14 protein-coding genes are annotated in these 14,678 nt (G+C 42.1%); 6 read left to right on the forward strand and 8 right to left on the reverse strand.

Annotation, left to right across the window (positions count from 1 at the left end):
* Positions 1 to 67 precede the first annotated feature (67 nt).
* From AC3E9V_RS14360 to AC3E9V_RS14385, 6 genes are all read left to right on the forward strand, one after another.
* Positions 68 to 460, forward strand: coding sequence for a hypothetical protein (locus AC3E9V_RS14360; protein WP_488748821.1), 393 nt, complete (start codon positions 68 to 70; stop codon positions 458 to 460).
* Complete coding sequence (locus AC3E9V_RS14365) at positions 460 to 1,374, forward strand: IS3 family transposase (RefSeq protein WP_488748822.1); 915 nt, start codon at positions 460 to 462, stop codon at positions 1,372 to 1,374. The genes AC3E9V_RS14360 and AC3E9V_RS14365 overlap by 1 nt, the downstream gene beginning before the upstream one ends.
* A 974-nt stretch (positions 1,375 to 2,348) precedes the next feature.
* Positions 2,349 to 2,909 carry an RNA polymerase sigma-70 factor gene (locus AC3E9V_RS14370; RefSeq protein ID WP_488748823.1) on the forward strand — a complete coding sequence of 187 codons (561 nt, stop codon included), beginning with the start codon at positions 2,349 to 2,351 and terminating at the stop codon, positions 2,907 to 2,909.
* 144 nt (positions 2,910 to 3,053) lie between these two features.
* On the forward strand, positions 3,054 to 3,995 hold the full coding sequence (locus tag AC3E9V_RS14375; protein WP_488748824.1) for a FecR family protein: 942 nt from the start codon (positions 3,054 to 3,056) through the stop codon (positions 3,993 to 3,995).
* A 7-nt stretch (positions 3,996 to 4,002) separates the two neighbouring features.
* On the forward strand, positions 4,003 to 5,193 hold the full coding sequence (locus AC3E9V_RS14380) for a hypothetical protein (protein ID WP_488748825.1): 1,191 nt from the start codon (positions 4,003 to 4,005) through the stop codon (positions 5,191 to 5,193).
* A 114-nt stretch (positions 5,194 to 5,307) separates the two neighbouring features.
* Positions 5,308 to 7,626: a PKD domain-containing protein gene (locus AC3E9V_RS14385; protein ID WP_488748826.1), complete on the forward strand. Its 2,319-nt coding sequence runs from the start codon at positions 5,308 to 5,310 to the stop codon at positions 7,624 to 7,626.
* A 114-nt stretch (positions 7,627 to 7,740) separates the two neighbouring features.
* Here the strand turns inward: AC3E9V_RS14385 and AC3E9V_RS14390 are convergent, their stop codons facing one another.
* The 8 genes from AC3E9V_RS14390 to AC3E9V_RS14425 all read right to left on the reverse strand — a co-directional run bounded on the left by AC3E9V_RS14390 (position 7,741) and on the right by AC3E9V_RS14425 (position 14,548).
* Positions 7,741 to 8,472 carry a hypothetical protein gene (locus AC3E9V_RS14390; RefSeq protein ID WP_488748827.1) on the reverse strand — a complete coding sequence of 244 codons (732 nt, stop codon included), beginning with the start codon at positions 8,470 to 8,472 and terminating at the stop codon, positions 7,741 to 7,743.
* A 290-nt stretch (positions 8,473 to 8,762) separates the two neighbouring features.
* Positions 8,763 to 9,101, reverse strand: coding sequence for a hypothetical protein (locus AC3E9V_RS14395; protein ID WP_488748828.1), 339 nt, complete (start codon positions 9,099 to 9,101; stop codon positions 8,763 to 8,765).
* Between the two features lie 379 nt (positions 9,102 to 9,480).
* Complete coding sequence (locus tag AC3E9V_RS14400; RefSeq protein WP_488748829.1) at positions 9,481 to 9,951, reverse strand: hypothetical protein; 471 nt, start codon at positions 9,949 to 9,951, stop codon at positions 9,481 to 9,483.
* A gap of 263 nt (positions 9,952 to 10,214) precedes the next feature.
* Positions 10,215 to 10,817 carry a hypothetical protein gene (locus AC3E9V_RS14405; RefSeq protein WP_488748830.1) on the reverse strand — a complete coding sequence of 201 codons (603 nt, stop codon included), beginning with the start codon at positions 10,815 to 10,817 and terminating at the stop codon, positions 10,215 to 10,217.
* A 366-nt stretch (positions 10,818 to 11,183) separates the two neighbouring features.
* The gene (locus AC3E9V_RS14410; protein WP_488748831.1) at positions 11,184 to 11,990 is read right to left on the reverse strand and encodes a hypothetical protein; all 807 of its coding nucleotides are present in this window, start codon (positions 11,988 to 11,990) and stop codon (positions 11,184 to 11,186) included.
* Positions 11,991 to 12,252: 262 nt separating this feature from the next.
* Positions 12,253 to 12,753: a hypothetical protein gene (locus AC3E9V_RS14415; protein ID WP_488748832.1), complete on the reverse strand. Its 501-nt coding sequence runs from the start codon at positions 12,751 to 12,753 to the stop codon at positions 12,253 to 12,255.
* Positions 12,754 to 12,895: 142 nt separating this feature from the next.
* Positions 12,896 to 13,564: a hypothetical protein gene (locus AC3E9V_RS14420; protein WP_488748833.1), complete on the reverse strand. Its 669-nt coding sequence runs from the start codon at positions 13,562 to 13,564 to the stop codon at positions 12,896 to 12,898.
* 474 nt (positions 13,565 to 14,038) lie between these two features.
* Positions 14,039 to 14,548 (reverse strand): hypothetical protein, encoded by a 510-nt coding sequence (locus AC3E9V_RS14425; RefSeq protein ID WP_488748834.1) that lies wholly within the window; start codon positions 14,546 to 14,548, stop codon positions 14,039 to 14,041.
* Positions 14,549 to 14,678 lie beyond the last annotated feature (130 nt).

A 14,678-nucleotide genomic window follows, 5' to 3' on the forward strand; every position in this document is an offset into this window, starting at 1 on the left:
CAGGTTGCGAAGTTGAGCTACATCTCGGTCCCGTCCTGAAATAGCTTGACACCAAACAAGTCAAGTTATGAAAACAACAGAAGCATTAGAAATCAAGAAAAAGTACAAGAGTAAGCGCTTGTATCGTGCTGGGTTCAAGCAAGTGGTTTTGGAAGAATTGGTTATGGACAGGGAGTCCACAAGCTTTATCGCCAGGAAACATGGGCTGGAAAACCATACTGTCCACACCTTTAAGCAGGAAGCCTTGGAGCATCTGGGATATTTTCGTATTTTAAACAACATGAAAAGCTCTAACCAAAATAAAGACGCCTCGGCCTTGGAGAAGGAGAATGCAGAGCTGAAGAAGGCTTTAGAGCTGGCTATGCTGAAAGTATCAGCTCTGGAGACGTTAGTGGATGTAGCTGAGGACCAGTTTAACATCCAGATCCGAAAAAAGCCTGGGGCCAAGCAGTCCAAATAATGCGATTAATATATCCAGACAATGGGCTTGCGTCCCTTTGTCGACTGTTTGGCAAAACCCGCCAAGGGTGGTACCACTGGCATCAGTCCAAAACATCCCATGCATTACTAGAGACCATTGTGGTTAAGCTGGTAAAGGACATCCGTAATCATATCGGTATCCAGAAGCTTGGAGCACGTAAACTACTGCCGCTTATTAATGAACAGCTGGCGAAAAACGAGTTGCGTATTGGTCGGGACTATCTCTTCGATGTGATGGAGCGTAATGGCTTGAAAGTGCGGCAGAGAAAGCGCAGGAGGCCTCAGACCACTGACAGTACACATGGCTTTAGACGCTATCCAAACCTGGTAAAAGGACTGGAAATAAAGCGAGCAGAGCAAGTTTGGGTGGTGGATATTACCTACCTGACAGTAGGTGGGCGTTTCATGTATCTAAGCCTGATTACAGATGCTTATTCACGGAAAATCATGGGGTACTGCTTGCTGGACAACCTTTCTGCAGATGGCCCCATGAGAGCATTATTAATGGCTTTTTCGAACAGGCTATACGTGGAGAAGAGTCTGATCCACCACAGTGATCAGGGCGTGCAGTACTGCAGCCAGGGGTATGTAAACATGCTGAAAACCCATAGGGCAAGCATAAGCATGACCCACCGAGGGAGCCCTCATGAGAATGCGATTGCTGAACGGGTAAACGGTATCTTAAAAGGAGATTATAACTTAGGGAAGTCCTTTGATACACCTCATCAAGCAGAAGAGGCGGTACAAAAAGCAGTAGCATCTTATAACTGTTTGCGTCCTCATGATAGCCTGAACGGAATGACACCACAGCAGGTACATACAGCTAAGGCTATTGAGGAATCGGTAAGCTTAAACAGGACTGTAAGAAAAGGTGAAAAGAGCAGTCAGGATTAAGCTCCTTAAGGGTCAACTCCTGTTAGGATTATCTGACAACCCGTAAAGTATTAACAGGATTACTAGGTAGCAAGTAAAGCTGAATTAGTATGACCATTTAAACTGTAAAGCAAATGAAGGAATAACAAATTACATGACAACCCAAAGCAGGACTAGATCCTAGCCTGTCTACTTCTCCCAGGATTAAAGCAATACTGGTAAAGTACAATTAGGATTATCAATTATTATTGTAAACTACAATCAGAATTAATGTAAAACCTGTCAAGTTATTTTAGGACGCCTCACTCTTATGGGGTCTCAGAGTAATCTGATAAGGGTTTAGACTAATCTGATGGGGTCGTAGAGTAATCTTATGAGGGTAGAAAGTAATCTGATGACCTCTGCAGGTAATCTGATACGAGTGAAAAGTAATCTGATAAGGATTTGGACTAATCTAATGGGGTCACAGAGTAATCTGATACAAGTGAGAACTAATCTGATACGGATGAAAAGTAATCTGATGAGGGTTTGGACTAATCTAATGAGAGTGGAAAGTAATCTGATAAAGCCTTGGAGTAATCTGATGGGATCTCAAAGTAATCCTCTATCCCTGTTCTGTGACCCACAGATCAGCTTCCCTAACAACCCGGTGCTGGCCTGTGAGCCACCTGGTGTTGTTGGTGAAAACACCAACAACGGGGCCAATCAAACAAAGCGTAATGGTACCGCAGCTTTCTCCAAAATGGACTCTCGGAAACGGAATATTCTTAACTGGTGTACTACAGTTTTGCATTATTTGAATGTTCCCAACAATTTTCACACAAAAACAACTTGCTTATAAACATTCCCCTACACCCCTTTTTTCTAAAGGGGAATATTGGTGTTTTTGTGTGAAAACCTCTTATAACGCCAGGGTCATTTTTTTGCAAAACTGTCGTACACCCTTCTTAACTTAATGCTTCTCATTATCTTTGAGAGAAGTAAACTCGCCCGCTTTGACATTAAACCAGGTAATAGCAAGGATTCGACAAGGTGATAGATACGCATTTGATCAGTTATTTGTGGATATGTATGAGCCCCTCTGCAGATACGCCTTTTCTTTTGTCAATGATTGGGAAGAAGCGGAGGAGGTTGTGCAGACGATATTTCTCAACCTCTGGGAAAACCGGAGTACACTGGTGATCCGGAAAAGCATCAAGTCCTACCTCTACTCTGCCACGCACAATGCTTGTGTTAACCGGATAAAACACTTTAAAGTCAGGGATAAATACCTCGACTATGTGACGCAGCGGGGTGACAGCTACGAGATGTCGGACCAGCTCGTTGCGGAGGAACTCAAGCAGGCTATTGAAAACAATATATCCGCACTCCCCGAGCAGCGGAAACTTATTTTCTGCATGAGCCGGTTTGAGGGGCTGAAGTATTATGAGATTGCTGAAAAACTCGATATATCAGTAAAAACAGTAGAAGCCCAGATGGGAAAAGCACTCCGGTCGCTTCGGGAGGGGCTAAAGGAATATTTACCCATTCTGGCAGTTTTTATGGATTGGGTCTAGGGACAATCGTCGATAAGTTGTCGTATAAGTATAGATGTCATATCTATGAAATGAACATAATGCTCAACTTAGACATTGAGCCATACCAACTGGGTATGATCAAAGAGTTGCAGCAAACCGCTGATTTCAGCAACTTTTAAACACATGAAAGAAAAAGATAAGCATGATATTGAAATAGCCAAAGCACTCACCGGGAACGGGCCTGCTGATACATCGGAAGCTCCGGACCGGGAAGCGATGGAAGACACGTGGTTTCTTACCGGGCTTCTGGCAGAAAAGAAACTGGACGCAAATGTGGCCTTACGGAAGGTACACCGAAAGATGCAGGGTGAACAACGCCCACGTCTATACGGGGTCTGGCGGGTTGCAGCTGCAATTAGTCTGTTGATAGTGGCTGCTGCGGTTGTAATCTATTCGGGTGTTTTTAAAGAGACTGCTAAAGTGGAGCAGGCTTACGAGACCGTCGGTACCATCACAGAGTACAGCCTCCCGGATGGCAGCATGGTAGCATTAAACAAGTTTTCCAACCTTAGGTATGAGCAGGAAGGATCTGCAGAGAGAAGGGTGAAGCTCACCGGGGAAGCCTTTTTTGAGGTCCGGCATGACCCGCAGCACCCGTTTGTGGTGACCACAGCGGATGCCCGGATCGAGGTAGTGGGTACACAGTTTAATGTAAGGGCCTATCCCGATCAGCCTACTGAGGTCACGGTAAAAGAAGGGAAAGTGAAAACCACCTTTTTGAAAGACAATGAGACGTTTTTACTCACAGCAGAAGATCAGGTGGTAAAGGAATCGGATGACGCACAGGCAACGAAGCAAAATAAGGTGGCTGATGCCAATTACCTGGCCTGGAAAACCGGCTTCCTGGAATTCAGAGAGGCGGAACTGCCGGATGTAGTCGCCAGGCTGGAAGCGTTGTACAACGTCTCCATCACGTTTCACGAGGATCTGTCGCAGTGTAAGATCACCGCAAAGTTTGAGAATCGTGATCTTGATTTTATTCTAAAAGTTCTGGAAGCCACGCTAAAGATCACCGTAAAAAAAGACGGTCAGAAATACATACTTACAGGTAACAGGTGCAATTGAACAGGTGATGGTTAGATGGTTGGTACTTCCTGCTTCCTTGCTTTTCATGTATTCGTCTACCTTTTCCCAGGGAAAGCAGATCACTGTGCATTTTGACAACACAGAGCTGGAGCACGCATTGGATAAACTAAGTGACCTTTCCGGCTATCTGTTTTCCTACAACCCGGACAATTTTCCCAAAAAATCCAGGGTAACCGCGCATTTTACGGAGCAATCCGTGGATGTCATTCTTCGGGACATCCTGACCCCTCTTCGTTTGGAATACAGCATTATGCAGAATATGGTCATTATCACCACCAAAAGTGAGCCACCTGCAGAGCTGATCACTTCCTCCACAGAGTCGCCCGCTAAAGAGAAACCACCAGAGGAAAATATCCGGAAAACTGCCCCTCCCCAGATAAAAGATTCAGTGGCGATCATTTATGACACAGTAAAAGTCGTTGAAACCGTTTATGATACCGTTCGTAGAGTCGTCACTGAAAAACACCATGATACAGTCAGGGTGGTCAGAACCGTTACCAAATATGACATGAAACCGGGAAATCTTTCTGTATCTTTAGTCGCAGGCTTCGTATTTCCTGTCTTTCAGCAAAAAGAAACACCGGACCAGACAGGTACCAGCTATTCGATCGATAGCAAGCCGATGGTCGATATGAGCGTGAGGTTTCAGTATGAGAAACAAAAAATCGGACTGGGAACCGGTATTGATTATTCCAGTGCCTACTTTACTACTGAGCTTAGGACGGATTCAATGTATACGGCCTATGAGGTAGATACCACGGCCTCCTATTACATTATCGTAGATGGGGAGCGGCAATATTTTTATGTGGTGGATTCTACAGCTTATCCCGGCACTATTTCCCACACGGAAAAAAGCTCCACGAATGTTCAGAGTATTTCTATTCCCATTCGTCTGACCTGGCAGGTAAACCTTAATAATAAATTCTCGATATGGATTGGAGGAGAGGGTGCTGTTTCATTGTATATCAACAGACCCGCTGAGCTGGAATTGATGGGTTTGAAAACGGCTCCTTTTTTAAGTTATGCTTTGCTAATGCAGGTGGGATACAGACCCGCTTACAATTCGGTGTTCTTTATAGAGAGTAAATACAAAGGGAGGTTTGAGCCTCTCCTGAATAGTTCGGTCCTGAAAACAGGTTTTGTTCATGCTACCCTGGGTGTGCGCTTCTTCTTTTAGCCAGGATAATCCAGGCCAATTAAGGAGGCCAGTCAGAAAATTATCTCCTCAGGCGGTAAGGGTAAAACGGTATGTTGCTGCCCTAGCATTAAACAAACCAAACTTTTATAACATATGACCAGAAAATCAGACTTTATAAAGTGGAAATTTCTAATTTTTAGTTTCCTGCTAAGCATTCTTTTTCAAACTCACTTGTATGGTTCGCCCGAATACCGTGAGCACGTTGGCGACAGCACCTCCTGCGAGGGTATAGAAGCGTCAATCACTGTAACGAAACTATCCTCACCCGGTACTTACAGCTTTGAAGCCACAGCTACCGATTCATTGGTGACTTTCTTTTGGGATTTCAGTGATGGAGATTCATCAGAGGCCGTCTCCCCTGTTCATCAGTATGCTTCTAATGGGCTCTATCTAGTCAACTTTTTGGGGACAACTGTGGAGGGTTGTGAGGTATTCGCCTCCGATAGTGTCAATGTCACGGATGTTAGCGACAGCACCTCATGCGAGGGTGTGGAAGCGTCAATCTCTGCAACGAAACTATCCTCACCCGGCAGCTACAGCTTTGAGGCCACGGCTACCGATTCATTGGTGACTTTCTTTTGGGATTTCAGCGATGGAGATTCCTCGGAGGCCGTATCCCCTGTTCATCAGTATGCTTCTAATGGGCTCTATTTAGTCAACTTTTGGGGAACAACCGTGGAGGGTTGTGAGGTATTCGCCTCCGATAGTGTCAATGTAACGGATGTTGGCGACAGCACCTCATGCGAGGGTGTGGAAGCGTCAATCTCTGCAACGAAACTATCCTCACCCGGCAGCTACAGCTTTGAGGCCACGGCTACCGATTCATTGGTGACTTTCTTTTGGGATTTCAGCGATGGAGATTCCTCGGAGGCCGTATCCCCTGTTCATCAGTATGCTTCTAATGGGCTCTATCTAGTCAACTTTTGGGGGACAACCGTGGAGGGTTGTGAGGTATTCGCCTCCGATAGTGTCAATGTAACGGATGTTGGCGACAGCACCTCATGCGAGGGTGTGGAAGCGTCAATCTCTGCAACGAAACTATCCTCACCCGGCAGCTACAGCTTTGAGGCCACGGCTACCGATTCATTGGTGACTTTCTTTTGGGGTTTCAGCGATGGAGATTCCTCGGAGGCCGTATCCCCTGTTCATCAGTATGCTTCTAATGGGCTCTATCTAGTCAACTTTTGGGGGACAACCGTGGAGGGTTGTGAGGTATTCGCCTCCGATAGTGTCAATGTCACGGATGTTGGAGACAGCACCTCATGCGAGGGTGTGGAAGCGTCGATCTTTGTTTCACAAGGTCCTGATAATGGGCCGGGGGAATACAATTTTGCCTATGAAGCATCAGCACCTTTAGAGACACTCACCTGGGACTTTGGTGATGGGGATACTTCATCAATCCCCAACCCGGTTCACCAGTATACGGCAAATGGCCTCTACCCCGTAATCTTTCACGGCATCACTACCGGGGGTTGTGATGTGTTTGCTACCGATACCATCAATGTTACGGATGTTGCAGATAGCAGTGGCTATACCATTTCCGGGAAGGTCTACGCGGACAATAATCTGGTACAGGAAGGAATTGTTATCCTTTTTGAGGAGGTTTACGGAGACTGGTCAGCGGTAAATTATGGGGTTATTCAGTCAGGAGACTATACCATCTCAGGAGTAGCTGATGGAAATTACCTGCTGTATGCCCTGCCGGCAATGGGGGCGTACCGTAATTATCTGCCCACATACTTTGTAAATGCTTTTGCCTGGAGAGGAGCCTACTCCCTGCGAGTCCAGCAGTCTGTTTTCGAGGTAGATATCACCCTGATAGCCATCAATCAGGAGCTGCCAAAAGGCAATGGCAGGATTTCCGGAAGTATTGCCTTTGCGGATGAGGAGCTATACGAAGGTGGTGTCTACGGACGGGTGAACAGCAATGCCGCAGGCAGACTGTCTGCCGGGGGCACGGCGAACATACCCGTATACTTACGGGATAATGATAAGAATATAGTTGCCTGGACGCTGACCGATTCCGAAGGCAGCTATGTGTTTGATAACCTCCCTTTCGGTGACTTCAGTGTAGGTGTGGAAAAACCTTCTACTTCCGGTGGTGAATCAGACTTGATCAGCCTTTCGGAAGGCAACGTTTCCCATACGGTAGACATGCTTGAAATTAACCGTATCAATGTCGTGACAGGATCACCTGAACTACAAGAAAATCAGGTGAATGTGTATCCGAACCCCTCCCCTGACGGCCGGTTTACCTTCTCCCTTCCGGTTTCCGGAACGGTCTACGACGGGACAGGAACGGAGCTCTTTAAGCTGGAGGATGAAGGAGATGTCCGGCTGAGAAATGCTGAAAAAGGGGTCTATTACTTAAAGCTACTTTCAGGTAAAACGCTCAGACTGATTGTCAGATAAGCAAGGCCAATTACTCGGAATCCATAAAAAAACCGGAGGCATAAGTCTCCGGTTTTTTTAATTGGCAGCAGTTAGACCGGGTTTGTTAGATGTCATGTTTCCATAGATTACGTTTTAATGATCACCGAAATCAATTTCAACTTCATCTATGATTTCATATTCGTTGGGCACTTCTATTGTTGAGACATTTACATTTTTATCTTGAAGATTAAAACCAGATTTCGACCATTCATCAAAAGTTATATGAGGGTTTATGTAAGTGTCATCTTCTAATATTAACTGTTTAAACCAAATTTGTTTGGCTTCACCTTGCTGAACTAAAACTCCTATATTAACCTTTTGCACTTGCCCAATTTTAAATGCATCATTAAATACCTTATCTAAAAAGAGAGTGGGAGTCTCTTTATCACAGATTAAATTGATTTCCGCTACATGTTTATAGTAAATTAATCTCAAATGATGCTCTGAAATAATGAAGTTTTCTATGGTACTGATTCCCCCATTACGTTCCTGATAATAATAGTTCCAATATTTATCAAACATCCTTTTTACAGTTGCATCATTAATTTGCTTTGGATTAATATTTCTAAAGCTTTGTATTAAGTCAGTTTTGACATATTCAAGAATTGGCTCTTGAGCTTCTTCGTATAAACCAGTATAAATTGTTGTTGAGAAGGGAGGATTCTTAATGAATGACGTGTCTTTTTTTAAAAGAGGCAGATCAATTTTTAACATCGTTCCTTTCATAACTGACTCTAAGTCCCAAAAGTCCTTTTGTTGGGCCTGGGCCTTATTTATGGTGATTGATAGAAATAAAGCAATAATCAATGATATAGTTTTTTCCATAATTCTTTTGCGGCTATCGATCAGCTATCGATTCCGTATGCCTACGCGGCCTGGCCCACAGCTAATGAATAGCTCTAAAATAGTAAATCTGCCGCGCCCGGCAAAGGGGTACTTCCAAAGTATCCAAGTGGCACTGCGCCTGCCTGCCGGCAAAGGCAGGTTCAGAAAGAAGAGAAAACCTGCGCTCTGCACCGGATAAAAAACACCTCATTTCCCAGTGGCAGTTTAGTGGTCGAGTCACACTGGAATTGGTTAAGTACTCAGTTCGCATATACGGCCACCACATCATGTTAGATGCCGATTTGATTGGTCTGTGTTCGTGCAGATACAGTGACATTAACCTCGAAAGGATAGCGATAGGATTCGATGCTGTCTTCAGATACTTTAACGTATTCTTCAATTATTCCTCTGACTGTTTTTTCTCCGGCTGTTTCGAATATTAGGTTCATTGAGGCTATAGAATCATTTCCTTCAAAGTATTGCGGTTCTTCGTCTTCAGGTAATTCAAACTCAGAGTCGTAATAGCCTATAAAAACCCGCATTTTAGGAAGATAAAATTCTTTACGTCTGACTATAAGTTTGTTTGGTTCTTCAACCGTTGGATTGGGATTCTGAAGATACACAAACATGTTTTTTCTTCTACATTCATAAGTTTCACAATGTTCTGATTTGTTGTTACACTGTGTAAGGATTAAGATTAAGAGAAAGAAAAAAATTGATCTAAGATTCATTGATTCCGTTCCGCTTATTGTCATATAACGCCCGGATAGAGCGAGTGGCCCTCCCGGTTCTATGAAAATCTAAAGTAGCTAAATCTGCCGTGAGATACAACTGTCAAGTTCGTACTGCGCTCAGAAAGTCTCCTGATCCTGCGTATATCACTCAGCAGATAACCACTCTCTTTCCCAGGGGCAGATTTAGTGGTCTAGTTGCAGAGAAGATGGCTCGAAGGTAGTAAAGGCCATTCGTCTCTATCCAGTGTTATCAGCTTTATACTTTTCAACAAGGTTAGAAATCGTAAAGAAATTGGAAGCTAGTTAGCGTTACTTCGCCTACATCTGAATCAGCGGCAATAACGGAAAGCATGACTCTAGCTTTTTTTAAAACTTTGTAACCGATTCTGGGTGAAAATCCGATTAAAAATTCTTTATCTCCTTCATTTTCAGGTTCACGATAAAATGATCCAATTCCCATTCCAAAGAAGCATTTTTTATCTAAAAATGAAAATCTTGATGGAGGAAACAAGTCAACATACAGTTGACCAGTTAAGTTGTGGTTATCTGAGATGAGGTAACCACCGGCAAACCCAAATATGAAGTCCTTAACCTGATAATTGGGTTCGACTATTATATGTGGCATTGGACTATCCGAATATGCTAGTCCGCCACCGACCGATAATTGAAATTGTGATTTACAATACAACGGAATTAGAAGAAAGAGCAGAGCAGTTAATTGAATCTTAACAATGTCTAATTTCATACTTTATCTATTCGTTGATTCTTCAGTTTGCATCCGTTGCTGATAACGACCAACTATCATCCGTAAGCTGGACTTTTCATATTTCTTTAAAAGTATCTCATCGCACCAGTCTTTTGCAAATGGCTCTGTTAGCTTATGGATGATAGTGTTTGTGCCCGTTGCACAACTCAAATTCCCCCGAAATGGTCAAATTTTCCTATCTGAAAACCTCGATTACAAAGCTTAGAGACAGGTAATGCTTAACAGTATTAGGTATTTACCAACTATTGAGGGGTTGTGCAACAGCCACGTTTGTTATGATCTTCAATATTTGAATTTCTACTCTCACACTGTTTATGTTTTCTAAAGATAAAATGAACATAAATATTTAGTATACCTATAAAAACAAAAGGGAATATTACGAAAGTCATGGCAAATGATTGTTTATCATTAAAAAGAGCTGTAAATGTTAAGAAAATCAAGATGGTGAAGAATAGCACTAAAATTTTGAATTGCTTTTTGCTTCTCCTAAATAGTAAACTCATGTATGATATCAAAAATACAATTTGAATTACTAACCAATATGAAAGTATAATCCTATTTGAGTAGTAAGGATACTTTTGGCTGAGAAATACCAAAATAAAGATGCTCCCCACCATAACAATTAAGCCTATAATTAAAAGATAATTGTTCTCAACTGATTTCTTTACATTTGAAAGTCCTGCTGCAAGATGAATAATACTAGAAAGGATAATACTTCCTCCAATTAAGTATGTGAAATTAGTATAGCCTATTCTGCTATTGGCATATATAATAACTGCTATTAATAGAAAAGATATTCCTTTAATAAGGTTAAAATTTCGAAGTTTTATTAATTGGCTTTCCATTTTGGATTTTGTTATTCAATGTGAAGATTCTATAGTTTTAAAATTAATTTTGATATACTAGTTAAATATTTATCCTTCTGCAAGTGGAAGTTACCAAACCTGCTAAAATCAAAATAAGAGGAATCATAATTGCAGTAGAAAGATTGATCATAACGCTAAGCTAGCAGGAGTGCGCCCCGAACTTGGCAAGTTCCGATAAAACTAATGAATCTGCCGGTGCTTCCAAAGTATCAGATAACCACTGCGTTCAGAAAGATGAAAATCCTGCGAGCAGAACTCAATAGAAAGCACAACCGTTTCCCAGCGGCTGATTCATGGTGATGTTTGCACTGAAGCCAGCAAAGAGGCAGTTTGGCGCATTCCTGCTCAGCGATTGTTGGAGTCCGTTTTATTCAATTTTAGCAAGTAGGTTGTTTCGTTAGCAAGTTCGAATGTTTCGTAGTTGATCTGTCCAGCAGTTATTAGAAGTTCTTCGTTCGTCAACCAGTTGGCGGATGTTACCGTGTGTTCACCGAAATCAATATTGAAATACTCGTTAAATCCGTTTTGGTTGAATTCAGATAGAATAAACTCGTTAGGGTAGATGGGGTAGCTAATCATATCAACAAATGAAAGCATCAGTTTTCGGTTGGGAGAAAGTCGATATTCAGGTCCTAATATGTAGTGACTACCATCGTTAAGGTTAATAAGATAATCATGCTGTTCCTCCCAATTCTCAAAATTCACTAATAGTTGGTTAGCCTCTTCCCAAACTCCTTTAAGTATGTAAGTTTCGTGATACTCACCGTCATCAAAATTGCATACCGTATCTTGTTTTGTGTTCGCCAGTTGAATTATAAAACAGGAGTCAGTTTTTGTGATTATGTTGTTAGGTGCTGAAAGAGGAATAGGGGTTGAGGTTATCTTATTTTGGAGTGAGTCGGCTTGTTTGTGAGTCAGCTCTGTAAAAGTTAGTTCGTAACCTCCCGCTTGCCTGTTCTCAAGCAGTATTTTGGGAATAGTGTCCGCTTTAATTTCAGGCTTAAAAGTTTGTGGTTCAAATATGGTTGCAGTATCTGATCTAGCAGATTCAATATTCGCAGTTAAAGTTGGTTCGGCAACTACTTGCTTGGTAGTTGTTGTTCCACAGGCGAAAAGAAAGGTTAGGAGAAATAAGAGGTTAAGGTTCTTCATTTGATCTGGGAGACAATGGACTCCAACGCCAAGCTAGCAGGAGTGCGCCCCGAGCTTCGCAAGTTCCGATAAAACTAATGAATCTGCCGGTGCTTCCAAAGTTTGTAGAAAGCACTGCGTTGAGAAAGATGAAAAAATCCTGCGAGATGCGCTAAGTAGAAAGCACTGACCTTGCCCAGCGGCTGATTCATGGCGATGTTCGCACTAAAGTCTATAAAATAGCAGTTGGCGCATTCGTGCTAGCGCCTGTTACCCTCTCGTTCTATTTGTTCCAGTGTTGGTCTGGATTTAATGTTATTGTTCCGTCGCTAATCTTATGAGTTAGCTTGAGTTCACGGTTAACCCAAACCTTGAGAATACCCGATTTGGTTTCAACGTCAATCTTTTCGTTGTTATAATACATTGAAAGATCCGCGAGTTCTCGATCCCACCAGTTGTCTCGTCGTTCGTAGACTTTAATCTCATGAACAGTAGAAGTTGTTGCCCACCCGCTTGTTTGTTCGGTATAATAGTAAGTGTCGTTGATATTTTTGGTTAGGATTTCGTCTTCAGGAAAAACGAAAAAACCGATCGTTCCAATAATTGTTGTTAATGCCAAAAGTCCGAGGAAAAATCCGATAAGAATTTTGCCAATGATTTTGAAGTTGAGAATTAGTTCGTTCATGGCGATTATGGAGGTAACGATCAGATATGGCGAGTGGCCACACCCTTTGTAAACAGTACTAAAGTAGTGAAACTGCCCAACCCCCGCAACAGTATCCACAATGCCCTGCGTTTTGAAAGACTAAATCCAGAAAGAAGAAAGTGCCTAGAAGCATAAATATCAGCAGAATGGGCAGGTTCACGGGCGGATTGCACTGAAATATCAGATAGGCAGTTTGGCCATATCGCCTGTTACCTTCTTTTTATTTTTCGCTCAGCAGTTGAATGTTTGAGTTACCGAAATCAATAAGTTCGGAAGTTCCGTCAAATACAGACGTTCCATGCAGTTCAAGGAAGTTATCCGAGTTGGTATCTGTTATTTGCTGCAAATCCCAATTTCTGTTGAAAAGAATTGCTCTATTGGTTGGATCAATAATGGTTACAAGACCTGGATCGTTAGCATAAACCCATCCAAAGAGTAAAATCAGCTTTGAATTTGGTGTTGCGTTAAGAAGAAGGATGTTCTCAGACTCAAGTTGGTTTTTTGCTGCTATCTTCTCAGAAATTGAATAATTTTCATTGAACGTTACCCAACCACCGTAGTTTGAAAATTCATAAGATTCATCACCTGATAGTTCAATCTTGATTTTTTGAAAGTTCCCCGGATCTCCCCAATTCTCAATAATGAACAAAGTGATTTTATCATTTTTCCCATCATTGTTCAGGTCAACTGTTTGGGTCTCAACTTCCTTAAAAGGGTATTCTTGTTCGTTGTGATTTTCTAATATGAACAGCAAGTCAACCAGTTCAGGGTTAACGACATACGCAGATTTCTCTGTAGCATATTCGGTACTAGAGTTTTGTTCGTTCTTCGTTTCAGTTCCACAAGAAACTAGAATCGCTGATACAAATACTAAAAGGATATGTCTCATATAGAAGATAATTGAAGGTAACGTCCAGATATGGCGAGTGGCCATACCCTTTGTAAACAGCACTAAAGTAATGAATCTGCCCAACCACTACAACAGTGTCCACGAAGAACCGCGTTCTGCAAGTCAAAGTCCAGAAAGAAGAAAGTAGCTATAAGCACAAGGGTGGCAGAATGGGCAGATTCACGGTCGAGTCGCACTGAAGTGTCAGGTAGGTAGTTTGGTCATTCGCCATATCGCTTGTTACCTGTCGATTTTTTTGGCCATTCTCATCCATCTTCGAATAATGAAGAAGTCAATGGTTAGAAGAGTTAGAATGAAGATGCCGTACCACACAAATTGTTCCTCGTTCAGGTTCTTGAATTGAGGTCGTCTGATCTTCTCTGAAATTAGGAATACATAATATATCGTTAGGAGACTTGAAAACAAAACGAACATGACCAATAGGGAATTTACCAGATACTTCATTATGCTGCATTAATCTCTCACTGTTGTTACGAGTATTGTATTCGGTTTTGCTTTATCTCCATAAATAGCATTTGCGGCCGCAACTGTTATCTGTTCGACTATTTCAATTTCAGCGTATTCAAGTTCGAGAAGCTGATCAATATTGGTTTCATCAATAAGGATTCCGTCTAAAACGAATAGAAAATCTTCTTCACTTCCGGTTGCACTTTTTAAATAGTCCTGTAGCTTATTGTAGAGTTCCTTTTTCTTCTGTTCCTTATAAGACTTAGTGTAAATGTCAATAGCACCATCCTTGGCTTCTTTCCCAAATTTGGTAATAGCTGATTCCCCTTTATAAACGTCAATCTTATCAATATCATCCTTGTTAATAGATTCGAGCATTTCCTGACTTATGACCTCACCATCAACACGGATTAGAGGTTTAAGTTCTTCTTGTTGAGATGTAGAAGATGTTAATTTCTTAGAACAGCTTGAAGCAATGACAAGGATTAGGAGAAATGCTATCTTATAGTGATTCATATGCGTTTTGAAGGAATGACAGGTAACGCCACGCTATCAGGCGTGGGGATTTTTATATTCTAAAGTTAAATATTGCACTGAACTTTCCAATACCTTCAATCTCTCAGCAATCGATGAACCCCCATGACTG

The sequence above is a fragment of the Marinoscillum sp. HNIBRBA16962 genome (assembly GCF_057801515.1).